The 24,520-nt window shown below is 62.0% G+C and carries 28 protein-coding genes and 1 tRNA gene; 21 read left to right on the top strand and 8 right to left on the bottom strand.

All coding sequences use genetic code 11. The annotated features are described in order from the left end of the window. Positions 1-5: 5 nt before the first annotated feature. Positions 6-1,565 (bottom strand): alkaline phosphatase family protein, encoded by a 1,560-nt coding sequence (locus ATY78_RS14215; RefSeq protein WP_088682972.1) that lies wholly within the window; start codon positions 1,563-1,565, stop codon positions 6-8. Continuing rightward, entirely contained in the window at positions 1,543-2,526 is a 984-nt protein-coding gene (gene galE, locus ATY78_RS14220) for a UDP-glucose 4-epimerase GalE (protein WP_088682973.1), read from the bottom strand. Before galE ends, ATY78_RS14215 begins: the two co-directional genes overlap by 23 nt. Before the next feature lie 216 nt (positions 2,527-2,742). Between galE and ATY78_RS14225 the strand changes: the two genes are divergently transcribed. Further along, on the top strand, positions 2,743-3,387 hold the full coding sequence (locus ATY78_RS14225; RefSeq protein ID WP_088682974.1) for a ThuA domain-containing protein: 645 nt from the start codon (positions 2,743-2,745) through the stop codon (positions 3,385-3,387). Between the two features lie 54 nt (positions 3,388-3,441). Here ATY78_RS14225 and ATY78_RS14230 read toward each other — a convergent pair whose 3' ends face one another. Next, entirely contained in the window at positions 3,442-3,696 is a 255-nt protein-coding gene (locus ATY78_RS14230; protein WP_088682975.1) for a DUF2934 domain-containing protein, read from the bottom strand. A 251-nt stretch (positions 3,697-3,947) separates the two neighbouring features. Here ATY78_RS14230 and ATY78_RS14235 point away from each other — a divergent pair, with 251 nt between their 5' ends. From ATY78_RS14235 to ATY78_RS14245, 3 genes are all read left to right on the top strand, one after another. Then, positions 3,948-5,384, top strand: a complete 1,437-nt coding sequence (locus tag ATY78_RS14235; RefSeq protein WP_088682976.1) for a DUF6880 family protein — start codon at positions 3,948-3,950, stop codon at positions 5,382-5,384. Positions 5,385-5,566: 182 nt separating this feature from the next. Continuing rightward, a complete protein-coding gene (locus ATY78_RS14240) occupies positions 5,567-5,809 on the top strand; it encodes an AbrB/MazE/SpoVT family DNA-binding domain-containing protein (protein WP_088682977.1) in 243 nt (80 codons plus the stop codon). Next, the gene (locus ATY78_RS14245; protein ID WP_088682978.1) at positions 5,809-6,225 is read left to right on the top strand and encodes a type II toxin-antitoxin system VapC family toxin; all 417 of its coding nucleotides are present in this window, start codon (positions 5,809-5,811) and stop codon (positions 6,223-6,225) included. Before ATY78_RS14240 ends, ATY78_RS14245 begins: the two co-directional genes overlap by 1 nt. 82 nt (positions 6,226-6,307) lie before the next feature. Here ATY78_RS14245 and ATY78_RS14250 read toward each other — a convergent pair. Beyond that, positions 6,308-6,397, bottom strand: a tRNA-Ser gene (locus tag ATY78_RS14250). 306 nt (positions 6,398-6,703) lie between these two features. Here ATY78_RS14250 and rplU point away from each other — a divergent pair. From rplU to ATY78_RS14270, 4 genes are all read left to right on the top strand, one after another. Further along, positions 6,704-7,021: a 50S ribosomal protein L21 gene (rplU, locus tag ATY78_RS14255; RefSeq protein ID WP_007824851.1), complete on the top strand. Its 318-nt coding sequence runs from the start codon at positions 6,704-6,706 to the stop codon at positions 7,019-7,021. A gap of 33 nt (positions 7,022-7,054) precedes the next feature. Further along, on the top strand, positions 7,055-7,324 hold the full coding sequence (gene rpmA / locus ATY78_RS14260) for a 50S ribosomal protein L27 (protein ID WP_008528580.1): 270 nt from the start codon (positions 7,055-7,057) through the stop codon (positions 7,322-7,324). 125 nt (positions 7,325-7,449) lie between these two features. Beyond that, positions 7,450-8,106: a GNAT family protein gene (locus ATY78_RS14265; RefSeq protein WP_088682979.1), complete on the top strand. Its 657-nt coding sequence runs from the start codon at positions 7,450-7,452 to the stop codon at positions 8,104-8,106. Further along, positions 8,103-8,690 (top strand): GNAT family N-acetyltransferase, encoded by a 588-nt coding sequence (locus ATY78_RS14270; protein ID WP_088682980.1) that lies wholly within the window; start codon positions 8,103-8,105, stop codon positions 8,688-8,690. Before ATY78_RS14265 ends, ATY78_RS14270 begins: the two co-directional genes overlap by 4 nt. A 37-nt stretch (positions 8,691-8,727) precedes the next feature. On the opposite strand, the gene ATY78_RS14275 is transcribed toward ATY78_RS14270, so the two are convergent. Further along, positions 8,728-9,594, bottom strand: coding sequence for an endonuclease/exonuclease/phosphatase family protein (locus ATY78_RS14275; RefSeq protein ID WP_088682981.1), 867 nt, complete (start codon positions 9,592-9,594; stop codon positions 8,728-8,730). Between the two features lie 84 nt (positions 9,595-9,678). Here ATY78_RS14275 and obgE point away from each other — a divergent pair, with 84 nt between their 5' ends. The 7 genes from obgE (at position 9,679) to modC (ending at position 17,124) form a co-directional block, all read left to right on the top strand. After that, positions 9,679-10,779 carry a GTPase ObgE gene (obgE, locus tag ATY78_RS14280; protein ID WP_088682982.1) on the top strand — a complete coding sequence of 367 codons (1,101 nt, stop codon included), beginning with the start codon at positions 9,679-9,681 and terminating at the stop codon, positions 10,777-10,779. Continuing rightward, complete coding sequence (proB, locus tag ATY78_RS14285) at positions 10,766-11,935, top strand: glutamate 5-kinase (RefSeq protein ID WP_088683000.1); 1,170 nt, start codon at positions 10,766-10,768, stop codon at positions 11,933-11,935. The genes obgE and proB overlap by 14 nt, the downstream gene beginning before the upstream one ends. After that, the gene (locus ATY78_RS14290) at positions 11,928-13,211 is read left to right on the top strand and encodes a glutamate-5-semialdehyde dehydrogenase (protein ID WP_088682983.1); all 1,284 of its coding nucleotides are present in this window, start codon (positions 11,928-11,930) and stop codon (positions 13,209-13,211) included. The genes proB and ATY78_RS14290 overlap by 8 nt, the downstream gene beginning before the upstream one ends. A gap of 37 nt (positions 13,212-13,248) precedes the next feature. Beyond that, positions 13,249-13,848, top strand: coding sequence for a nicotinate-nucleotide adenylyltransferase (locus ATY78_RS14295; RefSeq protein ID WP_245313579.1), 600 nt, complete (start codon positions 13,249-13,251; stop codon positions 13,846-13,848). 481 nt (positions 13,849-14,329) lie between these two features. Beyond that, complete coding sequence (gene modA, locus ATY78_RS14300) at positions 14,330-15,121, top strand: molybdate ABC transporter substrate-binding protein (protein WP_088682985.1); 792 nt, start codon at positions 14,330-14,332, stop codon at positions 15,119-15,121. Between the two features lie 237 nt (positions 15,122-15,358). Beyond that, positions 15,359-16,060, top strand: a complete 702-nt coding sequence (gene modB, locus ATY78_RS14305) for a molybdate ABC transporter permease subunit (protein ID WP_088682986.1) — start codon at positions 15,359-15,361, stop codon at positions 16,058-16,060. Then, positions 16,057-17,124, top strand: a complete 1,068-nt coding sequence (gene modC / locus ATY78_RS14310; RefSeq protein ID WP_088682987.1) for a molybdenum ABC transporter ATP-binding protein — start codon at positions 16,057-16,059, stop codon at positions 17,122-17,124. Before modB ends, modC begins: the two co-directional genes overlap by 4 nt. Here the strand turns inward: modC and ATY78_RS14315 are convergent, their stop codons facing one another. Continuing rightward, positions 17,125-17,502 carry a winged helix-turn-helix domain-containing protein gene (locus tag ATY78_RS14315; protein ID WP_088682988.1) on the bottom strand — a complete coding sequence of 126 codons (378 nt, stop codon included), beginning with the start codon at positions 17,500-17,502 and terminating at the stop codon, positions 17,125-17,127. It lies immediately after the preceding gene. Positions 17,503-17,712: 210 nt separating this feature from the next. Here ATY78_RS14315 and rsfS point away from each other — a divergent pair, with 210 nt between their 5' ends. The 6 genes from rsfS to ATY78_RS14345 all read left to right on the top strand — a co-directional run bounded on the left by rsfS (position 17,713) and on the right by ATY78_RS14345 (position 23,481). Beyond that, positions 17,713-18,156, top strand: a complete 444-nt coding sequence (rsfS, locus tag ATY78_RS14320) for a ribosome silencing factor (protein ID WP_088683001.1) — start codon at positions 17,713-17,715, stop codon at positions 18,154-18,156. 116 nt (positions 18,157-18,272) lie between these two features. Next, complete coding sequence (gene rlmH, locus ATY78_RS14325; protein WP_088682989.1) at positions 18,273-18,755, top strand: 23S rRNA (pseudouridine(1915)-N(3))-methyltransferase RlmH; 483 nt, start codon at positions 18,273-18,275, stop codon at positions 18,753-18,755. A 177-nt stretch (positions 18,756-18,932) separates the two neighbouring features. Further along, complete coding sequence (locus ATY78_RS14330) at positions 18,933-20,333, top strand: murein hydrolase activator EnvC (protein ID WP_088682990.1); 1,401 nt, start codon at positions 18,933-18,935, stop codon at positions 20,331-20,333. Further along, positions 20,323-21,645 carry a S41 family peptidase gene (locus tag ATY78_RS14335; protein WP_088682991.1) on the top strand — a complete coding sequence of 441 codons (1,323 nt, stop codon included), beginning with the start codon at positions 20,323-20,325 and terminating at the stop codon, positions 21,643-21,645. The genes ATY78_RS14330 and ATY78_RS14335 overlap by 11 nt, the downstream gene beginning before the upstream one ends. 78 nt (positions 21,646-21,723) lie before the next feature. Continuing rightward, positions 21,724-22,920 (top strand): divergent polysaccharide deacetylase family protein, encoded by a 1,197-nt coding sequence (locus ATY78_RS14340; RefSeq protein WP_088682992.1) that lies wholly within the window; start codon positions 21,724-21,726, stop codon positions 22,918-22,920. Between the two features lie 27 nt (positions 22,921-22,947). Next, a complete protein-coding gene (locus ATY78_RS14345; RefSeq protein WP_088682993.1) occupies positions 22,948-23,481 on the top strand; it encodes an RNA pyrophosphohydrolase in 534 nt (177 codons plus the stop codon). A 183-nt stretch (positions 23,482-23,664) separates the two neighbouring features. Here the strand turns inward: ATY78_RS14345 and bfr are convergent, their stop codons facing one another. Continuing rightward, on the bottom strand, positions 23,665-24,150 hold the full coding sequence (gene bfr, locus ATY78_RS14350; protein ID WP_064696427.1) for a bacterioferritin: 486 nt from the start codon (positions 24,148-24,150) through the stop codon (positions 23,665-23,667). After that, the gene (locus ATY78_RS14355; protein WP_088682994.1) at positions 24,116-24,514 is read right to left on the bottom strand and encodes a (2Fe-2S)-binding protein; all 399 of its coding nucleotides are present in this window, start codon (positions 24,512-24,514) and stop codon (positions 24,116-24,118) included. Before ATY78_RS14355 ends, bfr begins: the two co-directional genes overlap by 35 nt. Positions 24,515-24,520: the final 6 nt, after the last annotated feature.

Raw genomic sequence — 24,520 nt, forward strand, 5'->3', positions numbered from 1 at the left:
CAGTATCAGGGCCGGCGCTTGACCGGCCCCTTTTCCGTCAGTTCGGTATAGGCGAGCGTCTGGTCCAGGTGCCGCGCCCTCAGCGAAAGCAGCTTTTCGGCATATTCGAGCCGTATCGCCGCATAGGCGGGATCGGCCGCGACATTGTCGAGCTCCATCGGGTCTTCGTCGAGATTGAAGAGCAGCGGCGGCAGCGCGGTAAAATGCACATATTTGAACCGTCCGCCGCGGATCACCGCGAGATTGCATTCGTTCGACCTCAGCCCGAAATACCGCTCCGCGTCCTGCCCTGCGATGTCGCGGAAATCGAATTCCCAGAATGCCGCATCCCGCCAGCCATCCGCCCGCCCAACCTCGACGAACGGCATGAGCGACCGCCCGTCGAGCCCATTTTCCGCTTCGATGCCGAGCCTTTCGCAAAGCGTGGGAAAAATGTCCGCAGCGCTGGTGAAATCGTCGACGATCCCGCCGGCCGCACCGCTTGCGGGATCGCGGATGACGAGCGGAATATGGTAGCTGCCGTCGAAGAAGCCGCCCTTCCCCAGCGACCAGTGGTCGCCGGCCATTTCGGCATGGTCGGAGGTGAAGACGATCAAAGTATCGTCCCAGGCGCCGGCATCCTTGAGCGCCTGCCAGATACGGCCGAGCTGTGCATCGACCTCCGAGATCATGCCGTAGTAGATTGCCCGGATCGCCGCGAAATCCTCGGCGTTCCAGCCGCTGACCGCCCCCCTCGCACCGTAGACGAAGGCGCCTCTGGGGGAGCGCGGCATGGCATAGGCGAGATAGGGATGACTGCTCTCCTCCGCTTGGCGGTTTGCCGCGCGGGCGAAAGCCGGTCCGTCACCCGGCTTGAACATCCGGTTGAACGGTTCAGGCACGGAGAAGGGCGGATGAGGCCGCAGAAAAGAGACATGCGCGAACCACGGCCTGTCCTGCTCGCCCAGCCAGCGGATGAACTCGCCGGCGAGGAAAGCCGTCTGCGTCTCCTCACGGGAATAGGCCGGCGCCGCATCGGAAATTTCTCCCGGCGCCGCACCGACGGGAATATGAATATCACGGCTGACGGCATTGGCATGGCCGCGCGACCTCAGCCATGAAAGCCACTGCCTCTCATGCTCCGGCAGCAGCTGACGGGCCGTAAAACCCGGCAGCACGCCTTCATAGGTCGTTAGATGCGGATCTCTCGCATCCAGCCCACGCGGATCGGGTGCCGTGTCGGTGTAGCCGAACAGAGTCGGGTCGTATCCGGCGCGGCGAGCCGCCAGCGCCAGATTGTCGAACCGGGCATCGAGCGGCGAACCGTTGCGGCAGACGCGATGGTTCATCTGGTAGAGGCCGGTATAAAGTGTCGCCCGCGCCGGCGAGCAGGGTGCCGCCCCGGCATAATGGCGCCGGAAGAGCGTGCCTTCCCGCGCCAGCGCATCGACGGCGGGCGTTTTCACGCAAGGATGACCGGCGGCCGAAAGGCAATCGCCGCGCCACTGGTCCGCGGTGATCAGCAGGATGTTTGGCCGGCGGCCCTTCTCGGTGCCGGCTGGCTCAATGCTGGTTGGATTTTGCATGCCAGTTCCAGGCGGAACGGATGATCTGGGAGAGATCATATTGCGGCACCCAGCCGAGCACGTCGCGCGCCTTGTCGTTGTTGGCGACCAGCGTATGCGAATCGCCCTCGCGCCGACCGATATATTCGACCGGGAAAGGCCTGTTCGACACATCCTCGATCGCGCCGAGCAATTCCTTCACCGTCGTGCCGGTGCCGGTGCCGAGGTTGAGCGCGACGGATTCTCCGCCCTTCAGGAGATATTCGACCGCGCGCACATGCGCATCGGCAAGGTCCAGCACATGGATATAGTCGCGCACGCAGGTGCCGTCGCGCGTCTCATAGTCGCTGCCGAACACCTTGAAACCCTGCCGCCGCCCGAGCGCGGCATCGATCGCCAAGGGTATCGCATGGGTTTCCGGCTGGTGCCATTCGCCGATCCGGCCCTCGAAATCGGCGCCGGCCGCATTGAAATAGCGCAGCACCACCGAGCGCAGGCTCTTATATTGGTCGTAATCGGCCAGCGCCTGCTCGACGATATATTTCGTCCGTCCGTAGGGATTGATCGGCAGCTGCCGGTGCGTCTCGTCGAGCGGCACGCTCTGCGGCAGACCGTAGGTGGCGCAGGTGGAGGAGAAGACGAAGGCGTTGACGCCGGCCGCCTGGGCCGCCGAAAGCAGCGTCAAGGTGCCGATGACATTGTTCTCATAAAAGGAAACCGGATCCTTGACCGATTCGCCGACTTCGATCAGCGCCGCGAAATGCAGGATCGCCGCCGGCTTATGCTCGGCCAGCACCTCATCCAGCCGGGCGCGGTCGCGAATATCGCCCTCTTCCGCCGGCCCCCATTTGACGAACTCGCGATGACCGTTGGAAAAATTGTCGAAGACGACAGGCTTATAGCCCTTGTTCGCCAGGTCGAGACACGTATGCGAGCCGATATAGCCGGCGCCGCCGACCACAAGAACCGTTTCACCTGCCATGCACCACCCTTGCCATTCAATGAGAGATAGGCGGAACCTAGACGAGATACACGTCAATAAAAAGAAGGAACTGCAATCCGCGTGTATGGACAATACGTTAAATGCCGAAGCGCCGGACCGATCTGTGGCATCGATATATAGGTTCGGGCATTATTCGCGTGATTTGCATAGCCGTCTGATCTAGTGGCCAGGAATGATTCCGGCGGAGGCTATTGTATGAAAAAGGCGATCATCGTCTGGGGCGGCTGGCAGGGCCATGAGCCTGAACAATGCGCCGGCATCGTCGGCAATCTGCTGCGCGAGGATGGCTTTGCCGTCGAAGTGACCGGTGATCTCGGCATCTTCGCCTCGCCTCAGCTCGCTAAGGCCGATCTTCTCGTGCCTGTGATAACAGGCGAGGCGCTTGAAAAAGCCCATGCCGAGGCTTTGGTCGAGGCAGTGCGCGGCGGCCTCGGGCTCGCCGGCCATCACGGCGCGCTCGCCACTTCCTTCAAGGAAAGCGCCGCCTTCCGTTATGTCTCCGGCGTCACCTGGGTCGCCCATCCCGGCAACATCATCGATTTTCGCGTCGGCGTCACCCGCCAGGACGACCCTGTCATGGAAGGCATTCCCGACTTCGACTATCGCTCGGAGCAATATTATCTCCACTATGATCCAAGCGTCGAAATCCTCGCGACGACGACCTTCACCGGCGCCTACGATCCGGCGGCGCGCAATGTCGTCATGCCCGTCGTCTTCAAGCGCCACTTCGGCGCCGGCCGTATCTTCTATTCCGCCCTCGGCCATGTCGCCGCCGAATTCGATCATCCCTACATGCCGCTGATCCTGCGCCGCGGCCTGGCCTGGGCGGCCCGCCAATAGGGTTGGGCAGGCGGGCAGCGACTTGCCGGTCGCCCGTATCTTTGCTGAAATTGCTTAAAGGGCCGCTTTCCGCTGCGGCTCGTCCTCGACGTCGAGGACCGGCTCGTCATAGATCCGCATCAGCCGCCCCGCGGCCTTCAGCTTCTCGATGAGATCGTTTCCATCCGGCGAGGCCTTCGTCAGCTCCAGCTGCTCGAACTCCTTCAGCGCCTGCATCCAATGGCTTTCCCCACGCCCCTCCGGCCGGCCTTCCGATTCCCACAGCGAATAAGCGCGCTGGCTGACCCAGGCGTCCCTATTGTGACTCATTGCAAACCCCAGCCGAAAATTTGGAAGCAAATATCGATAGACAACAAGGTGCCAAAGCCGGCTTTAGGAGTCGTTACGAGGGAGCGTTATTTTTTAGATAATGGCCGTGATTCGGTGAGACTAACCGCCGATAAAGTCATACGAATTCGCGATATGGCTGCGCCCGGAATTATCCCGGCGCCTCCTCACTCGGCACCTTGGACTGACTCGAACGCTGAGATACTGTCGGCCTGAAACGATAGCGACGGTCCATGGCAGCAAAGACAACTCTCAACGCAAAGAATCTGGAGACCCTCGGTGCGCAGCGTCTCGCCGAGCTGCTGATCGAGATCAGCACCGGCAGCGCCGCTCACAAACGACGGCTTCGCATGGAGCTTGCCGGCAATCACGGCAGCGCGGAGGTGGCTCGTGAGGTGCGCAAGCGTCTCGCCAGCATCGCACGAGCACGCACTGTCATCGAATGGCATAAGGTGAAGGCTGTTAACGCGGACCTCGAAACACAGCGGTCTGCGATCGTCACCGTCGTCGCCGCCGACGATCCGAGGGAAGCGTTCGATCTCATCTGGCAATTCCTTGCCATCGCCGATTCGATATTCGGGCGATCCAACAGCAGCGACAGCGCGTTCATCGAGACTTTCCATCAGGCATGCGCCGATGCCGGCGTCATCGCAAGGTCCGCAGCTATCGGTAACGGTGTGCTTGCCGACAGGGTCTTCACTGCGCTGCAGGATAACGACTACGGCCAATATGATCCGCTGATCGCCGAGATGGTTCCGGCGCTGGGCAAGCACGGCCTGGAACGTTTGAAGAGCCTCCTGGCGCAGTGGTCGAACGAAGCGGAGGAGAAGCCTGCCGACGCCGACCGGGAGATTTTCGGCTGGGGCGGCACCGGGCCGATCTACAAGGACGAGATCTACGCCAACCATCGGCAACTGACGGCGCGCATCGCCCTGCAGGAAATTGCCGATGCCCAGAATGATGTCGATGCCTTCATCGCCCAGCAGCCGGAAGCGACGTTAAGAGCGCCGGCGGTCGCAGCCGAGATTGCCGGCCGTTTGCTTTTAGCTGGACGCGCCGGGGAAGCATTGGAGATTTTGGACGCCGCCGATCACAGAGGGCGGTTCGAGCTGCCTTTTGAATGGCAGCGCGCCCGCGTCGAAGCACTCGTGGCGCTCGGACGAGGAGAGGAAGCGCAGGCCTATCAATGGCAATGCTTCGAGCAGTCGCTGAATGGAGAGCACCTCCGCGCTTTCCTGCGAAGGCTCGCCGACTTCGACGATATCGAAGCCGAGGAGAAGGCATTCGCCTTTGCACATGGCTTTCCCGACGTTCATCGAGCCCTTGCCTTTTTCCTCGCGTGGCCTGCGCCTGCCGAGGCGGCGAAACTCATATCCAAGCGCCAGGCCGAACTGGACGGCGACCTGTACGAACTGATGACACCCGCCGCCGAAATGCTGCAGGAGAAATACCCGCTCGCGGCAACCATCGTGCTGCGGTCGATGATCGGCTTCGCCCTCGATTACGGCCGATCCAGCCGTTACAAGCATGCCGCCCGCCATCTGGCGGAATGCGCGTCGCTGGCACCTCATATCGACGATTTCGGCAGCGCCCGGCCTCATGGCGCCTATGTTGCCGAGCTGAAGCGCCAGCACGGAAACAAGCATGGCTTCTGGAGCCTGATGCGTTAGGCCGAATACCCGGCTTCACGAGCGGCCTGGCACGGACATGCATGAGCAGCGGCAGGTTGGAGCCTGGTCCAAAAGCTGCTCAGAAGCTGACACCAGCTAATAGCGCATTACCCGGATGAATTGACCACAGCTCTCAACACATGATAGATATTAATAAGTATCTACCAAGGGAGTCTCTCACTATGAGCGCGACCGCCAAGCTATTCACGCATGGGCGCAGCCAAGCCGTGCGCCTGCCAAAAGAGTTCCGCTTCGAAGGCAAGGAGGTCCGGGTCAGCCGGATCGGCAATCGCGTGATCCTCGAACCGCTCGACGCTCACAACGCCATGCCTTGGGCGGCAATCGACACGGTAGGCGACACGCCTTTCATGCCCGAAGGTCGTGAGCAACCATCTATGCCAGCCGACCGCATCGTGTTCGACTGATGATCCACCTTGATACCAATGTCGCAATCGCGCTCTTGAACGGACGGCCACGTCAAGTTCGCGAGCGCTTCGATGAGGCGCGAAATGCAGGAACCCCGCTCGGCCTGTCAATCATCGTCTACCATGAACTGATGTATGGTGCAGCAGCCAGCGAGCGCCGACACGCTAACGAGGAGAAGATCGCCCTGTTCATCGCTTCGGGCGGGATTTCTCTGATCGATTTCAAGGAGGGCGACGCAGAAGAAGCAGCGGATATTCGCGCCCATCTCCGGAGACAGGGCACACCGATCGGGCCGTATGATGTGCTGATAGCCGCCCAAGCGCGCCGAGCCGGCACCGTGCTGGTGACAGCCAATACAGGCGAGTTCGTTCGTGTGCCTGGCCTGCAAGTGCTCGACTGGGCAGCAGCCTCGTAGCTGCCGGCACCCACGAAACACGGCATCCGAAATAGAGAGAAATAAGAAGATAGCGGGAAGGCCTTACGGCCGAAGTTGATAATGGCGGAGAGGGTGGGATTTGAACCCACGATACCCTTGCAGGTATGCCGCATTTCGAGTGCGGTGCATTCGACCACTCTGCCACCTCTCCGCGGTCTTGGTCGGCGCTTGTTCGGCGCGGGCGTTCTCATAACGGGCAGATGACAGGTTGGCAAGCCGAAAAGTCGAAGCATTCCATCCTTTTGCCTTGACACCTTTTTGTCACTCGCGTATCTCGGCTGCGCAATAGGTTCGGGGAAATCCGTGCCTTGCTCGTCTCGCGCTCGCGCGGGGCGTTTCACCGGCAGGAAGAGTTCGAGGTTACGCCTCTGAAATCCCTGCTTAACTTCGACTGATAAAAAGACAGCCACCTGCTGAATTGGCGGGGAGCGCTGGAACGAACATGAAAGGATAAAAAATGTTCGCAGTCATCAAGACCGGCGGTAAGCAGTACCGTGTGGCAGCCAACGACGTGCTGACCATCGAGAAGCTTGAAGCATCCGCTGGCGACTCCATTGAATTCACCGAAGTTCTCGTGATCGGCGAAGGCGCCGACGCGGCGATCGGTGCGCCCTTCGTAGCCGGCGCCTCCGTCAAGGCGGAAGTCGTCGACCAGACCCGCGGCAAGAAGGTCATCGCCTTCAAGAAGCGCCGTCGTCAGAATTCGAAGCGTTCGCGCGGCCATCGCCAGCATCACACGGTCGTCCGTATCACGGACATCGTGGCTGCCAAGTAAGATCAACGGGACAAGGTTTAAAGGAGAACTCCAATGGCACACAAAAAAGCTGGCGGTTCCTCGCGCAACGGTCGCGATTCTCAATCCAAGCGCCTTGGCGTGAAGAAGTTCGGCGGCGAAGCCGTCATCGCAGGCAACATCATCGTGCGTCAGCGCGGTACTGAGTGGCATCCCGGTTCCAACGTCGGCCTCGGCAAGGATCACACGATCTTTGCACTTACCGCCGGCAATGTGGACTACCGAACGAAGGCCAACGGTCGCGTCTACGTGTCTGTCATGCCGAAAGCGGAAGCAGCGGAATAAGCCGGTAGCGCTCTAAAACAGCCGGCGTCTCATCGACCCGGCTGGCCGTACCAGGTTCAGTCCAGAAAACAGGGGAGATGGGGCGCCATCTCCCCTTTTTCTTTGTCCAAACAGGAGGACTGAACATGCAAGGCGAATTGATAAGGGTCGACCAATCACGGTCGCCCAGGGAAGACCAGAGGTCTCCCAAGGAACGGCTGAGGCCGGAGCGGTTAAGGACTGATTGCCCTGTCTTGTTATCGGAACGGCTCGTCATGCGCGCGCCGCACGAGGAAGACATCGACGCCCTTGCCCATCTCGCCAACAACGCCAAAGTCGCCACCATGGTATCGCGTATGCCGCACCCCTATACCGCCGATGATGCCGCCGACTTTGTTTGGCGTACGCGAAATGGCGAGATTGGTAAGTGCGTCTATGCCATCACCAAAGCCGAAAACGGCGCCTTCATGGGGTGCTGCGGCGTGGAACCGCATACCGACGGCAGGACCGTCGAGATCGGTTACTGGCTGGGTGAGCCCTACTGGAACCAGGGTTATACGACCGAGGCCTGCCATGCTCTGGTCGATATGGTGTTCAGGACGCGTCAGGACGTCGATCAGATCGACGCCCGCTGCCGGGTCATGAACGTCGCCTCGCGCCGCGTCATCCAGAAGTGCGGCTTCCAGTTCCAGGGATCGGGGCTCGCAGCCTCGCTGGCGCTCGGCAGCAACGTGCCTGTGGAATGGTACAGGCTCGACCGCAAGACCTGGATGTCTCTCAGAAGCTGGGGGAACATCGCATGAGCACGACGGCACTGCAGAAGCCGGACACCAGGCCGATGATGCCAGGCCCCGCGCCTGTCATCTCGACCGCCCGGCTGACGCTCCGCCCCCACAGGCTGAGCGATGCCCCTGCCATCGCGGAATCGCTTTCCGATTTCGCGGTGACGCGCATGCTTTCCCGCGTACCCGCGCCCTTCGACCGGCAGGATGCGCTGGACTGGCTAATGCCGGTCACGTCAGGCACCCTGCCCGACTGGACGCTCGCCATCACCGGCAGGGACGATGTCCATATCGGCAACGTCTCGATCGAACTGCGCCACGGACGCTGGCACCTCGGCTACTGGCTGAACCGCTACTACTGGCGGCGCGGCTATATGAGCGAGGCGGTGGCGGCGATCATCGAGCGCTTCTCGCGCCGCATGCCGGAGACGCCTGTTCATTCCGGTGTCTTCGCAGACAACCCGGCTTCGCTGCGATTGCAGGAGAAGCTCGGGTTTCGCATGACCGGTTGCGGCGAAATCTATTGTTTCGCCCGCAACACCATGGTGTCGCACATCGAAACCGTGCTGCAGCCGGGCATGCTGCAGCCGCGGAAAGTTGCATAATCGAAAAGGAGGCGCCGCCGGCTCGGCGGCGTCTTCGTCAATCGCCGATCTCGACCCAGACAGGGAAATGATCGGAGCCGACGGATTGCGTATCGATCCGGGCGGATTTCAACCGGCTCTCCAGGCCGCAACTGACGAAACAGTAATCGAGATGCATGCGTTTGCCGTGGTCTTCGGGATCCATCCAGCTGTAGCTCTCCGGCCCGTAAGCCCCGAGCGCGGCAAAGGCGTCGACCGGCGTGCCGATCCTGGCCACGCGGCCGTAATATCCGCCGCCGGCGCCGGCAAGCGCGCAATATTCCGGCGATTCCGGCTCCATGTTGAAATCACCCATGATGACGTAATCCTCCGGCAGCGGCGGCTCCGGCAGATCGAGCTCGCCACCGCCCGTCAGCGACCCGCCGTCCTGGATGAACGCGTTGATATGGGCGTTCAGAAATTGCAGCTGGCGGATGCGCTCGTCGGCGGAGACATGGTCGAGATGGACGGAATAGACGCGGACCGCCCCGCCGGGAACGGCGATCAACGCTTCGGTCGCGCCGCGCTGCAGGTTGATCTTGCCGATCGTCCGGCTGCGCGGCAGAAGCAGCGTCCGGGTCGAGATGACAGGCCAGCGGGACAGCACCATGTTGCCGAACTGGAAGCGGGTGCCGCGCACCGGCGGAAGCCCGTCTTGAGCAGCTTCGACATGCATGTCGCAGGCCGGCCCATACACCCAGAAATAGTCGGGAAAGAAAGCGGCAACATCGGCCGCCATGTCGGCAAAACCGTTGCGGGAGAAGCCGCGTGTCACCTCCTGCAGCGCGATGACATCGGCGCCTTCGAGATTGCGGGCAATTCGTTCCAGATCGTATCTGCCGTCGAGACCGAAGCCGTACTGTATGTTATAGCTCGCGAAATTCACGATAATCTTTGACCTCCGTCGGAACCGCCTATATCGAATGGGCCGAGACGGGCCGTCCAACTGCCACCGGATACTGGAAGTAAAATGAAATTTCTCGACGAAGCAAAGGTCTATATCCGATCCGGAGACGGCGGCGGCGGCAGCGTTTCCTTCCGGCGCGAGAAATTCATCGAGTTCGGCGGACCCGACGGCGGTGACGGCGGACGCGGCGGCGACGTCTGGGTCGAGGCCGTCAACGGCCTCAACACGCTGATCGATTTCCGCTATCAGCAGCATTTCAAGGCGACGATCGGCACCCACGGCATGGGCCGCAACCGCACCGGTGCCAACGGCAGCGACGTGACGCTGAAGGTCCCCGTGGGCACCCAGATCTTCGAGGAAGACCGGGAAACGATGATCTGCGACCTGACCGAGGAAGGTCAGCGTTTCTGTCTCGCTCATGGCGGCAATGGCGGCTTCGGCAACGCCCATTTCAAAACCTCGACCAACCAGGCGCCGGATTGGGCCAATCCCGGCCTGCCCGGCGAGGAAAAGACCATCTGGCTGCGGCTGAAACTGATTGCCGATGCCGGCCTCGTCGGCCTGCCCAATGCCGGCAAGTCGACCTTCCTGGCATCGGTCACCCGCGCCCGGCCGAAGATCGCCAACTATCCCTTCACCACGCTGCATCCCAATCTCGGCGTTGCCACCATCGACGAGCGGGAATTCATCCTGGCCGATATTCCGGGCCTGATCGAAGGCGCCCATGAGGGTGTCGGCATCGGCGACCGTTTCCTCGGCCATGTCGAGCGCACCCGCGTGCTGCTTCATCTCATCTCCGCCCAGGAGGAAAAGGTCGGCAAGGCATACAAGACGGTCAAGTACGAGCTCGAAGCCTATGGCAACGAGTTGACCGATAAGCCCGAAATCGTGGCGCTGTCGCAGATCGACGTGCTCGACGAGGCCGAACTGAAGAAGAAGACCAAGGAATTGGCGAAAGCCTGCGGCAAGACGCCGTTCCAGATTTCCGCCGTCACCGGCAAGGGCATGACCGAGGTCCTGCGCGCGCTGCGCGATATCATCGTCGAGGAAAATGCCGAGGAGAAGCCCGCCAAGGTGCCGAAGCTCCGGCATCGCGACATGATCGTCAGCGAGGAGGACAAGGGCGAGAATAGAGGCGAGGATGGGGCCGATGACCAGCCGTAAGCCGCTTGGCCGCTATCGCCGCATCGTCATCAAGATCGGCTCCGCTCTTCTGGTCGATCGCAAGGCCGGCCTGAAGAAGGCCTGGCTCGACGCCATGTGCGCCGACATCGCGGGCCTGAAGGCCAAGGGCATCGACGTGCTCGTCGTCTCCTCGGGCGCGATCGCGCTCGGCCGCTCGGTGCTCGACCTGCCCTCGGGCGCGCTGAAACTGGAGGAAAGCCAGGCGGCGGCGGCCGTCGGCCAGATCGCGCTGGCGCGCGCCTGGTCAGAGAGCCTCTCGCGCGACGAGATCGTCGCCGGCCAGATCCTGCTGACACTTGGCGATACGGAAGAGCGCCGCCGCTATCTCAACGCGCGCGCCACGATCAATCAGCTGCTGAAGATCGGCGCGGTCCCCATCATCAACGAGAACGATACGGTCGCGACCAGCGAAATCCGCTATGGCGATAACGACCGCCTGGCCGCCCGTGTCGCGACGATGACCGGCGCGGACCTGCTCATCCTTCTCTCCGATATCGACGGCCTCTATACCGCGCCGCCGCATCTCGATCCGAATGCGGCCTTCCTGGAGACGATTGCCGAAATCACCCCCGAAATCGAGGCGATGGCCGGAGGGGCCGCTTCCGAGCTTTCGCGCGGCGGCATGCGCACCAAGATCGATGCCGGCAAGATCGCCACCACCTCGGGCTGCGCCATGATCATCGCCTCGGGCAAGACCGAAAGCCCCCTGTCGGCGATCGAAAACGGCGCGCGCTCCTCCTGGTTCGCCCCCTCGGGCACACCGGTAACCGCCCGCAAGACCTGGATCGCCGGTCAGTTGCAGCCGGCCGGCGAATTGCATGTCGATGACGGCGCCGTCACGGCACTCGGATCCGGCAAGAGCCTGCTTCCCGCCGGCGTGCGCAGCGTTTCCGGCCTCTTCAGCCGCGGCGATACGGTTGCGATCATCGGCCCCGCCGGCCGCGAGATCGCCCGCGGCCTGGTAAGCTATGATGCCGACGACGCCCGCCGCATCGCCGGCCGCAAATCGGCGGAGATCGAGGCGATCCTCGGTTATGCCGGGCGTGCCGCCATGGTCCATCGCGACGATATGGTGATGACCGCGCAGATCCGGTCGAAATCGGAAAGGCAGAAGAAGGACGCGAGCTATGCTTGATACCGTTGCGCAAGGCCCTGACATTGACGCGCTGATGAACGACATCGGCCGCAAGGCAAAGGCATCAGCGCGACCGTTGAGCTTTGCGTCCACCGAGGCGAAGAACAAGGCCCTGAATTCCATGGCCGATGCGATCCTGGCGAACAAGGCGCATATTCTTGCCGAAAATGCCAAGGACCTGAAGGACATCGAAGGCACCGAAACGCTTGCCTCCTTCGTCGACCGGCTGACGCTGAACGACAAGCGCATTGCCGAGATGGCCGAGGGAATCCGCGCCATCGCCGCCCTTGCCGATCCAGTCGGCGAAGTCATCGCCGCCTGGGACCGGCCGAACGGCCTGAAGATCGAACGCGTCCGCACGCCGCTCGGCGTCATCGGCGTGATCTTCGAAAGCCGGCCGAACGTCACCGCGGATGCCGGCGCGCTTTGCCTCAAGGCGGGCAATGCGGTCATCCTGCGCTGCGGCTCGGATTCGCGCCGTTCATCGCAGGCTATCCATGCCTGCATGGTCGAGGGCCTGAAGGCGGCGGGCCTTCCGGAGCATGCGATCCAGCTCGTTCCGGTGACGGATCGCGCTGCTGTCGGCGCCATGCTGCGCGGCCTCGACGGAGCGATCGACGTCATCGTGCCGCGCGGCGGCAAGAGCCTGGTTGCCCGGGTGCAGAGCGAGGCCCGGGTGCCGGTTTTCGCCCATCTCGAAGGCCTCTGCCATATCTATGTCGATGCGTCAGCCGATGTCGAGATGGCGAAGAGGATCGTCGTCAATGCCAAGATGCGTCGCACCGGCATCTGCGGCGCGGCCGAAACGCTGCTCGTCGACGGCTCCGCGATCGGCACACATCTGACACCGCTGCTCGAGGTTTTGACTGAGGCCGGCTGCGAGATCCGCGCGTCTGCGACGGTGCTGAAGGTCGCGCCCGGCATGAAGCCCGCGACCGAGGAGGACTGGTCGACCGAATATCTCGACGCGATCATCTCGGTCGCCGTCGTCGACGGCATATCGGGCGCGATCGCCCATATCCAGAAATATTCCTCGAACCACACCGAGGCCGTCATCGCCGAAGACCCCGGCGTCGTCGAGCGTTTCTTCACCGAAGTCGATTCGGCGATCCTGCTGCACAACGCCTCGACGCAATTTGCCGATGGCGGCGAGTTCGGCATGGGCGCGGAAATCGGCATCGCCACCGGCAAGATGCATGCCCGCGGCCCCGTCGGCGTCGAACAGCTCACCTCCTTCAAATACCGGGTGCGCGGTGCCGGACAGACACGACCTTGACGTGACGACGGAAAAGCTGGACCGGCGCTATCTCCGCATGCCGCACAGCGAGCGCGGCATGATCGTCGGCCTGTTCGGCGGCTCCTTCAATCCGCCGCATCAGGGCCACGCGCTCGTCGCCGAGATCGCCCTCAAGCGGCTCGGCCTCGACCAACTCTGGTGGATGGTGACGCCAGGCAATCCGCTGAAAAGTCGCAATCTTCTCGCTCCGCTTGCCGAGCGCATCGCCGAGAGCGAACGGATCGCGGCCGATCCGCGCATCAAGGTCACCGCGTTCGAACAGACGCTCGGCGTCAGCTACACCGCCAATACGCTTGCCCGCGTCAAGGCCCGCAATCCGCATGTGCATTTCATCTGGATCATGGGCGCCGACAGCCTGCAGAGCTTTCACAAATGGCAGAAATGGCAGGAGATCGCCCGCACCTTCCCGATCGCCGTGATCGACCGGCCGGGCGCGACGCTCTCCTATCTCTCTTCGAAAATGACGCGGACCTTCGATTTCGCCCGCATCGACGAGGATGACGCGCGCGTTCTCTGGAAGAAGCCGGCCCCGGCCTGGACCTTCATTCACGGGCCGCGCTCCGGCCTGAGCTCGACGGCAATCCGCAACGGCTCACTGCCAGGCAGCGCCGAATAGGCTGATTTTAGGGACATCCAGAAACGAGAAAGCCCGACGGGGGAGGAGATCCGTCGGGCTTATAAACTCGATCGACAACTGGGAGGAGGAGTGTTGTCGATCCTGTCGAACGGCTATGGGAGGAGGAGAAAGCCGTTTCGATGAGGGTGTTGTACCATATTCCGCAGGAAGGTGAATATCGATTTGTGCAACGCAGCAATGCGGACGATGCAATACGGCGGGTAGTCAACCCGGAACGCTGCCGTTTTAATCGGCAAGATGCGTGAAATAACCGTTGCCGCCACGGGTCCTTCGGCTTGCCGGCTGGCATCCGAGCTCGTTGCACATTCATGGATATCGTCTTCTCGGAAAGCCATGCACCTCATGAATAGGTAGGGCCGATCGGCCGCCGATACGGTTATATTTTCGTGGATATATCCCTAGCCAAACCGTGAGTGTCGTTATATTCGTCGAAATATTTCGAACCCTGGGGAGTGAAAGCATGCAAAACCGCCGCCAATGGATGAAACTCGCAACCGCCGCGATCGCGGCTTTCTGGCTTGGCGCGGCAGCGCTGCCGGCGCCGGCCGCTGCCGCCGAAAAGCTGACGGTCTTTGCCGCGGCAAGCCTCAAGAACGCACTCGACGCCGCCAATGCCGCCTGGGCTGGGGAAAGCGGCAAGGAAGCCGTCGCCTCCTATGCGGCAAGCGGTGCTCTCGCCAAGCAAATCGAAAATGCAGCGCCTGCCGATATCTTCATCTCGGCCGACCTCGACTGGATGGATTACGTCGCCAAGAAAAACCTGATCAAGACAGACAGCCGGTCGAACCTGCTTGGAAACCGGATCGTGCTCGTGGCCGAAAAGGACAAGGCAAAGCCTGTCGAAATCAAGCAGGGCTTCGATCTTGCCGCTTTGCTGGGTGACGGCAAGCTTGCCATGGGTGAGCCGAAATCGGTTCCCGCCGGCAAATACGGCATGGCCGCGCTCGAAAAGCTCGGCGTCTGGGCATCGGTGGAAAGCAAGGTCGCCGGCGCCGAAAGTGTGCGCGCCGCCCTCGCTCTCGTCTCCCGCGGCGAAGCACCCTATGGCATCGTCTACCAGACGGACGCGGCCGCCGATAAGGGTGTCGCCATCGTCGGCACCTTCCCGGCCGATTCCCATCCGCCGATCATCTATCCGATTGCAATCCTTGCCGAGAGCAAGAACCCGGATGCCGCAGGCTATCTCGACTTCTTGAAATCGGACAAGGCAGCCGCCTTCTTCACGGCACAGGGCTTCACCATTCTGAAGTGATTGGGAAGTTGAGATGATTGCGGAATCGACGGCGGCGGCTTAGCGTCAAGGCCACCGATAAAGTCGATCTACTACTCTTTCGTCATGCTCGGGCTTGTCCCAAGCATCTGCTTCCGGTCGATAGGGCAGCAGATCCTCGGCACAAGGCCGAGGATGACGCCGAGTAAGGAAGGAGGTTTGTCGTCAATCTGAAGCTCGCCTCGGCGTAGCTCGGATTTCCTGGGGGGACGGTTGCATTTGAATATATTCGGCCTGAGCGATGAGGAATGGACGGCGATACTGCTCAGCCTGCGCGTCTCGATCGTCGCCATGCTGGCAAGCCTGCCCCTCGGCATTCTCGTTGCCCTGCTGCTCGCCCGCGGCCGCTTCTGGGGCAAGTCGGTGCTGAACGGCATCGTTCACCTGCCGCTGATCCTGCCGCCCGTCGTCACCGGCTTCCTTCTCCTGATCCTCTTCGGCCGCCGCGGCCCGATCGGCAGCCTGCTCGAGCAATATTTCGGCATTGTCTTCTCCTTCCGCTGGACGGGCGCTGCGCTTGCCTGCGCGGTCATGGCTTTTCCGCTGATGGTGCGCAGCATCCGCCTGTCGATCGAAGCGGTCGACCGCAAGCTGGAAGAGGCGGCCGGAACGCTCGGCGCCGGTCCCGCCTGGGTCTTCCTGACGATCACCCTGCCGCTGACGCTCCCCGGCATCATCGCCGGCATGATCCTGTCCTTCGCCAAGGCCATGGGCGAATTCGGCGCGACGATCACCTTCGTCTCCAACATTCCGGGCGAGACCCAGACGCTGCCGGCCGCGATCTACACCTTCACCCAGGTGCCGGGCGGCGATGCCGGCGCACTGCGCCTGACCTTGGTCGCCATCGTCATATCAATGGCCGCTCTACTTGCCTCCGAGTTCCTTGCCCGCCTCGCCGGCCGGAGGATCGATCCGGAATGACCCTGATCGTCGAGGCAAAACAAAGGCTCGGCGCCTTTTCGCTCGATGCCGCCTTCACTTCCGAGCGCGGCGTCACCGCGCTGTTCGGCCGCTCCGGCTCCGGCAAGACGTCGATGATCCGCATCATCGCCGGCCTTGCCCGGCCCGACCAAGGCCGTGTCATGCTCGACGGCGAAGCCCTGACGGAGACCGCCCGGGGCATCTTCGTTCCGAAACACCGCCGCCGTTTCGGCTACGTCTTTCAGGAGGCGCGGCTGTTCCCGCATCTGAGCGTCCGCGCCAATCTTTCCTACGGCCGCTGGTTCGCGCCGGGAGCAGCACGCGGCGAGAGCTTCGACCGCATCGTCGACCTGCTCGGCATCGAGGCACTGCTCGATCGCAGTCCCTCGACGCTTTCCGGCGGCGAGAAACAGCGCGTCGCGATCGGCCGCGCCCTTCTCTCCTCGCCTCGCCTGCTGCTGATGGACGAGCCGCTCGCCGCCCTGGACGAAGCGCGCAAGGCCGAGATCCTGCCCTATCTCGAGCGCTTGCGCGATGAGACCCAAATCCCGATCGTCTATGTGAGCCATGCGATCGCCGAGGTGGCGCGGCTGGCAAACCAGGTCGTCGTCATGCACGACGGCAAGGTGGAAGCGACCGGCCCAGCCATCGACATATTAAGCCGTCCCTCTGCGGCCTCCGACCGGAAAGAGGCGGGCGCGCTGCTGGAAGGCACCGTCGAGAGCTTCGACGCGCGCCACCGCCTGTCGATCGTCGCCCTGAAATCCAGCCGGCTGCATGTTCCCGGTGCCGCTCTTTTATCAGGCAGACAGGTCCGTATCCGCATTCCGTCCCGCGACGTCATGCTGGCGACCGCAAGGCCGGAGGGCCTCAGCGCGCTCAACATTCTTGAGGGCAGGATCGAAGACATGTCGCCGGACGAAGACGGAACGGTCGAAATCCGGCTCGATTGCGGCGGCGATACCGTTCTCTCGCGCATCACCGCGCTCTCCTGCGAGCGCCTCGATCTCCAGCCTGGCAAACCCGTCTTCGCCATCATCAAGACAGTTGCCCTGGAAGGCTGATCAGCTGCGCCTGACCGGCTGCAGGTTGCGCTTGCCTTCGAGCCAGGCGAGATCCTCGGCAAGGCTCTCCCGGACCGTCTTTTCCATCCGGCGGAAGCGCTGGAGCAATTCCTCGCCGAACGGCGTCAGCGCCGCGCCGCCGCCCTTCTGCCCGCCGCGCTGCGATTCCACCACCTGTTCCGAGAACATCCGGTTCATCTCGCTGACGAGCAGCCATGCGCGCCGATAGGACATGTCCATCGCCCGCCCCGCTGCCGAAATCGACCCGGTCTCGCGGATATGCTCCAGGAGTTCCATCTTGCCGTGACCGAGACGATCCTCATCCGGAAAGCTGATTCGCAGGACGGGAACGATTAGTTTTGCAGCCGAGTCGGTCATCGAAGCCAAAGATCGTGGAATTTGCCGCACTTTACGCTGCGGCATGGAAACTGTACACCGCCCGGAAAAAGCAGCTCCGGCGGCAATATTCTTTAATTCTAACGTAAGATCGGGTTTTCCGCTGTTCCGTACGTTAGCGCGTCTTGAAACATTAATGGTTTGATGCCTATCTTAACCATGATCCGGTCGTAATCGGATCTCGTGTTGTGCATAGTTTGTCATTCCAGGAAAGGGAAAGCACTGACAACAGTACACGCCAAGGGAAAAACGCTCGCCGTTGTCCCGAAGAGTGCGGAACGTGGCGCCGATGCCGCCGCCCGCGCCTTAGAAGCCGTCCTCACCAGCCTCGAGGACTCCAAAGCTGAAGATATCGTCACCATAGACATTGCCGGAAAATCGGCGCTTGGAGACTACATGGTCGTGGTCTCCGGCCGCTCGAACAGGCATGTCATGGCGATCTCGGATCATCTGCTCACCGACCTCAAGGACGACGGCTTCGGACCGGCCCGCGTCGAAGGTCAGGAAGGCGGAGATTGGATCCTGATCGACACCGGTGACATCATCGTGCATGTGTTCCGCCCCGAAACCCGCGAGTTCTACAACATCGAAAAGATGTGGGCAGCTCCGGATATGGACGAAGAAACACGGCACTGAAAGGCGGACCGGCCTTTCGTCCGGCGCTTGAGACATGGCATTGATCGGCCGGGACATCTAAACCGGCCCGAGGCGCATTGCGCGTCCAAATGCCGACATGAGCGGGAGCGGGGCGAATGCGAATTGGTCTTTTTGCGGTGGGACGGCTGAAGTCCGGCCCCGAAAAGGATCTTGTGGCCCGTTACCTCGACCGTTTCGCCAAGGCCGGCGCCGCTGTCGGCCTCGAATTCAGCCGTGTCGCCGAAGTTGCCGAAAGCCGCGCCTCCAATGCGGACACCCGCAAGCGTGAGGAGGGGGCGATGCTTTTGAAATCGCTTGCCGAGGGCAGCATCCTCATTCTTCTCGACGAACGCGGCAAGGCGCTCGACAGCGAAGCCTTCGCCAACCTGCTCGGCAACTATCGCGACCAGGGCAAACGCGATCTGACGATTGCGATCGGCGGCGCCGACGGTCTTGATCCGGCGCTGTACGACCGCGCCGACGCCACGCTTTGCCTGGGCAAGATGACCTGGCCGCACCAGATCGTCCGCACGCTGATCGCCGAACAGCTCTATCGCGCCGTGACCATCCTGTCCGGCCACCCCTATCACCGCGTCTGAGATCACGCCGGCCGCGCCATGGGGCCGATGCGTCGGATTGTCACGCAGGCTTGTTTTGCCTGGCCGTTCGTTCTCCGTCAAACTTCCTGGCAATGCGCGTCAAATCAGCTTAGTCTCCGCGCGATTTGAAAGAGTGCCCAGACCCGCATGACGAGAACATCAACCAGGCGACACCGCATGATCCTGCCGGCTATTGCGGCCGGTTTTGGTGCAGCGCTGGTCGTCATCTCGGGAAATCCCTTTTCCGTTCAGGCGCAGGATGCCGCATCTGAAGCGGTCCAATCCCCTGCCCCGCCGGCAGCCGCGCCGCCGCCGCCCGATCCGGCCGCCGAACTCGCCGCCAAACGCGACCAGACCCGCGCCGAGCTCGAAACCCTGTCGAAATCCATCAGCCTTTCCTCGGATAAGGTGAGCGAGCTTCAGCAAAGCATCGCCAATCTGGAAAAGAGCACGCAAAGCATCCGCCAGGCGCTGATCGATTCCGCCGCCCGCCGCAAGGGGCTCGAAAAACAGATCCTCGAAAGCGAGAAGAAGCTTGCCGATCTCGGCGTCAAGGAGGATGGCATCCGCCGCTCCCTGCATGAGCGCCGCGGCCTTCTGGCCGAGGTGCTGGCAGCACTCCAGCGCATGGGCCGCAACCCGCCGCCAGCCTTGCTCGTCACCCCCGACGACGCGCTTGCTTCGGTGCGCAGCGCCATCCTGCTCGGCGCCGTCGTGCCAGGCATCCGCAAGGAAACCGACAAGCTTGCCGCAGACCTTGCAAGCCTCGCCGCATTGCAGAGCGCAAGTACAGCCGAAAAGGCCTCCCTGACCTCGACGATGACGGACGGTATCGAGGAAGAGCGGCGCATGGATATGCTGCTGGCCGAAAACGACAAGCTCAGCCGCAGCAACGCTGCCCAACTCGAGGCTGAAAGGAAGCGTTCGGAGGAGCTGGCGGGCAAAGCGACCAGCCTCGAAGGCCTTGTCGCCTCGATGGAATCCGAGATCGCCTCGGTGCGCGATGCGGCCGCCGCCGCACGCCAGGCGGAAGAGAACCGCAGGCTCTTGACGGACGAGCAGCGGGCCCAGGCGAAGGCGCTGGCCGACAGCGGTGTGCCCGATAAAAACCGCATTGCGCCCGCATATCCCTTCGGAGAATTGAAGGCGAAATTGGAACTGCCCGTAGCCGGCGATATCCTGCGCCAGTTCGGCGACGCCGACGGCACCGGGCACGAGGCCATGGGGATGACCGTCGCCACCAATGCGGAGACGGTGGTAACCGCCCCTGCGGATGGTCTGGTGGTTTTCGCCGGCGCTTTCCGCAGTTACGGCCAGATGATCATCCTCGACACGGGCGACGGATATCACCTGGTTCTCTCGGGAATGGATACGATCAACACCCGTCAGGGAAAATTCGTTTTCTCCGGCGAGCCGCTCGCCGTGATGGGAGCGAAAAGAGTGGCAAGCGCAACTGCATTGGCGCTGGAAACGGACCGGCCAACGCTTTACATTGAATTTCGAAAAGACGGTAAACCGGTCGATTCCCGACCTTGGTGGACCGCCAAAGACACTGGAAAGGCACGCAATGATTCGTAGGGCTTCTCTTGTTCTGGTCGGCGCATTGATGGGTGCGACCGCAATGAGCGTCATTTACTCGGCAGGTGTGCCGGCAGAAGCGGCCGGATCCTCCACATACAAGGAACTCTCGATTTTCGGCGACGTCTTCGAGCGTGTGCGTGCCCAGTACGTGACGCCGCCGGCCGAGGACAAGCTGATCGAGAACGCCATCAACGGCATGCTTTCCTCGCTCGACCCGCATTCCAGCTACATGAATGCGAAGGACGCCGAGGATATGCGCACCCAGACCAAGGGTGAGTTCGGCGGCCTCGGTATCGAAGTCACCATGGAAGACGAACTCGTCAAGGTCATCACCCCGATCGACGATACGCCCGCCGCCAAGGCCGGTGTTCTCGCCGGCGACTACATCTCCGAGATCGACGGCCAGTCCGTGCGCGGCCTGAAGTTGGAAGACGCGGTCGAGAAGATGCGCGGCGCCGTCAATACGCCGATCAAGCTGACGCTGATCCGCAAGGGCGCCGACAAGCCGATCGAGCTGACGATCGTCCGTGACGTCGTCGCCGTCCAGGCCGTCAAGTCGCGCGTCGAGGACGATGTCGGTTATCTCCGCATCATCTCCTTCACCGAAAAGACCTATCCGGACATGGAAAAGGCGATCAAGAAGATCAAGGACACCGTTCCGGCCGACAAGCTGAAGGGTTATGTCCTCGACCTGCGCCTCAATCCGGGCGGCCTGCTCGACCAGGCGATCAATGTCTCCGATGCCCTGCTGCAGCGTGGCGAGGTCGTTTCGACCCGCGGCCGCAATCCTGACGAAACCCGCCGCTTCAATGCCGGCCCGGGCGACCTGACGGATGGCAAGCCGGTTATCGTGCTGATCAACGGCGGCTCGGCTTCCGCATCGGAAATCGTCGCCGGCGCCCTTCAGGATCTGCGCCGCGCCACCATTCTCGGCACGCGCTCCTTCGGCAAGGGTTCGGTCCAGACGATCATCCCGCTCGGCGAAAACGGCGCGTTGCGCCTGACCACGGCGCTCTATTACACGCCGTCCGGCCGCTCGATCCAGGGGACGGGCATCACGCCCGACATCAAGGTCGAAGAGCCGCTGCCGCAGGAACTGCAGGGCAAGATGGTGACCGAGGGCGAATCCAGCCTGCGCGGCCACATCAAGGGCCAGAGCGAGACCGACGAAGGTTCGGGCTCCGTCGCCTATGTGCCGCCGGACCCGAAGGATGACGTTCAGCTGAACTACGCGCTTGATCTCCTGCGCGGCAAGAAGACCGATCCGGCCTTCCCGCCGAACCCTGACAAGGCCGTCGTCGCCAAGTAATTCATCGCGCCAAGGCCGGGCACCTCGTCCGGCCTTGGACCTTTCTGCTGTTTCCCGGTTTTGGAGCGGGCGAAAAAATTGGGAACGGACCTGCATGCGCCTCTCGGCCGCAACCGCAAAACCGGCAATCGGCGCCCGGGCATCTTGCGCCTGGGCCGTATCGCCGCCAGTCTTTGCCTTTTCGCGATAGGCGGCTTTTCCCTCTATACGGCGTTTCTTGGCGACGGGCTCGAGCGCACGCCGCCGCCGGCCGAACAAGCGGCAACGCCGCCTTCCCAAACGTCCCAACCGCCATCTGAGGCCCCGGCCGGCCAGGCCGCGAACGGCATGCCCCACGCCGAGCCGCGTTCGGGCGCCAATGTCGAGCAGATGGTCACCGGCGATGGCTCGGTCGTCACCAAATACAGTCCCCGTCCGCGCGACGGCAGCGGACCGGTCCTGGTCGACGCCATGCAGATCGGCCAGGATCCGCGCATGGCGGCCCAGCCCAACGAAGCGCTGCTTGAAGAGACACCCTTTGGCAGGCTGCCGATCGTCGGTCCCGATGGCCGGCGGCCGATGGACCAATATGCCCGTCCCTCATCCGGCGCGCGCGGTGTTCGCATCGCCATCGTCGTCAGCGGCCTCGGGCTGAGCCAGACCGGAACGCAGCGCGCCATCGCCGAACTGCCCGAGGAGATCACGCTCGCCTTTGCCGCAAGCGGCAACAGCCTGCAGCGCTGGATGCAGGAGGCGCGGCGCGGCGGCCACGAAATTCTTCTGCAGGTGCCGCTCGAACCTTTTGATTACCCGGCCAATGATCCCGGTCCGGAAACGCTGCTGACGTCGAAGCCGGTGGCGCGAAACATCGAAAACCTGCACAAGGCGATGGGCGAAATCACCAACTATACCGGCGTCATGAACTATCAGGGCGGCCGTTTCCTGTCCAATCCCACTGCCATGGAACCCGTGATGCGCGATATCGGCAAACGCGGCCTGCTGTTCCTCGACGACGGCACCTCGGCGCAGTCGAAGACGGCTGATGTCGCCAAGGGAACCGAGCTGCCCTATGCCTTTGCCGACCTGCAGCTCGACGGCCAGCTCGATATCAACGCCGTCCTGCAGAAGCTCGATGAACTCGAACGCATCGCCCGCAAGAACGGCCAGGCGATCGGCGTCGCCTCGGCTTTCGATGAAAGCGTCGACGCCATTGCCAAATGGACTCAGGAGGCGGCGATGCGCGGCATCGAGATCGTCGGTGTCGCCGCCCTCACCAGTGATCCCCGGAATCCTTGAACCCAGAATCCGTGAACGGAGAAGACAATGAGCCAGGCGACCGTCAAAGCAGAAGATCTGCCCTACCGCCCCTGTGTCGGCGTGATGATCCTGAACCGTGACGGCCTGGTCTGGGCCGGACGGCGCATCCCCGACGGCAATTCGGAATTCGACGGCTCGCCGCAGCTCTGGCAGATGCCTCAGGGCGGCATCGACAAGGGTGAAGACCCGCTGGATGCCGCTTACCGCGAGCTTTACGAAGAGACCGGCATCAGGACGGTGACGCTGCTTGCCGAAGCGAGCGACTGGATCAACTACGATCTGCCGCCGCAGCTGATCGGCATCGGATTGAAGGGAAAATTCCGTGGCCAGACGCAGCGCTGGTTCGCCTTCCGCTTTGACGGGAACGAAAGCGAGATTGCCATCAATCCGCCGCCTGGCGGCCACGAGCCGGAATTCGATGCCTGGGAGTGGAAGCCGATGCGGGAATTGCCGGGGCTGATCGTTCCCTTCAAGCGCGCCGTCTACGACCAGGTGATCGCCGAATTCCAGCACCTGGCAACGCTTCAATCGGAAGACTGATTACGGCAAACCAGACCGCGTCCGGCGATGTCAGATAGGCAATACCGGCCGTTCGGGACGGCCGGTATCTTCTAGAGCATGTCGCGCAAAAGTGTGCGGCGGTTTTGCGATAACGACATGCTTAAAAACAAAGACCTAAAGCGCAAGGAGCGAATCCGAAAGATCGCGACGCGCTTTAGCAATTTATTCGGCTTCGTTGGCGGAATCGGCGTTGAGCTGGCCGTATTTGCTTTCGCCGATTTTCTCGAGCAGATCGAGCTGGGTCTCGAGGAAGTCGATATGGCCTTCCTCATCCATCAGCAGCTCTTCGAAAAGCTTCATGGAAACGTAATCGCCGGCCTCATGACAGATATCGCGCGACTTCTTGTAGGCCGTGCGGGCGTCGTATTCGCCAGCCAGATCGGCTTCCAGAACTTCCTTGACGTTCTGGCCGATGCGTAGCGGCGCGAGGGTCTGCAGATTGGGATGGCCTTCGAGGAAGATGATGCGTGCAACAAGCCGGTCGGCATGGTGCATCTCTTCGATGGATTCGGCGCGTTCCTTCTTGGCGAGCTTGGTGTAGCCCCAGTCCTCAAGAAGACGGTAGTGAACCCAATATTGGTTGACCGCACCGAGTTCGAGGAACAACGCCTCGTTAAGCCGCTCGATGACCTTTTTGTCGCCTTTCAATGTCCGCTCTCCTGTTTTCCTCATGGAATTGTTTCAAGCGTGACATGAAATCAAATATTTCGGCTTCCGTCGAGTGGCGACGGGCGTGATATTCCTCGGTCGTCTGGATAATGATGTCGACCACATTGGGGAAACAGCCGCAGCAACGGCCGCGTTTTTCCATGGCGTGATAGACCTTCGCAGGCACGATAAGCTGCCAACAATCCTGATCGAGAAGGTCGGTGATGACCTCCCGGATTTCCTTGTCGGTTATATAATTGCAGCTGCAGACAAGCACGTCTTCATTCCAAACATGACACTGACTATCGTGTTTTCTGCTAAAGAAGATGGTGGCTGTCAAGAAAAAATTCGAGTCCGGCACCATCGAGAA

Origin of the sequence: Rhizobium sp. R635 (genome assembly GCF_002211285.1) — a bacterium.
Classification (GTDB): domain Bacteria; phylum Pseudomonadota; class Alphaproteobacteria; order Rhizobiales; family Rhizobiaceae; genus Rhizobium.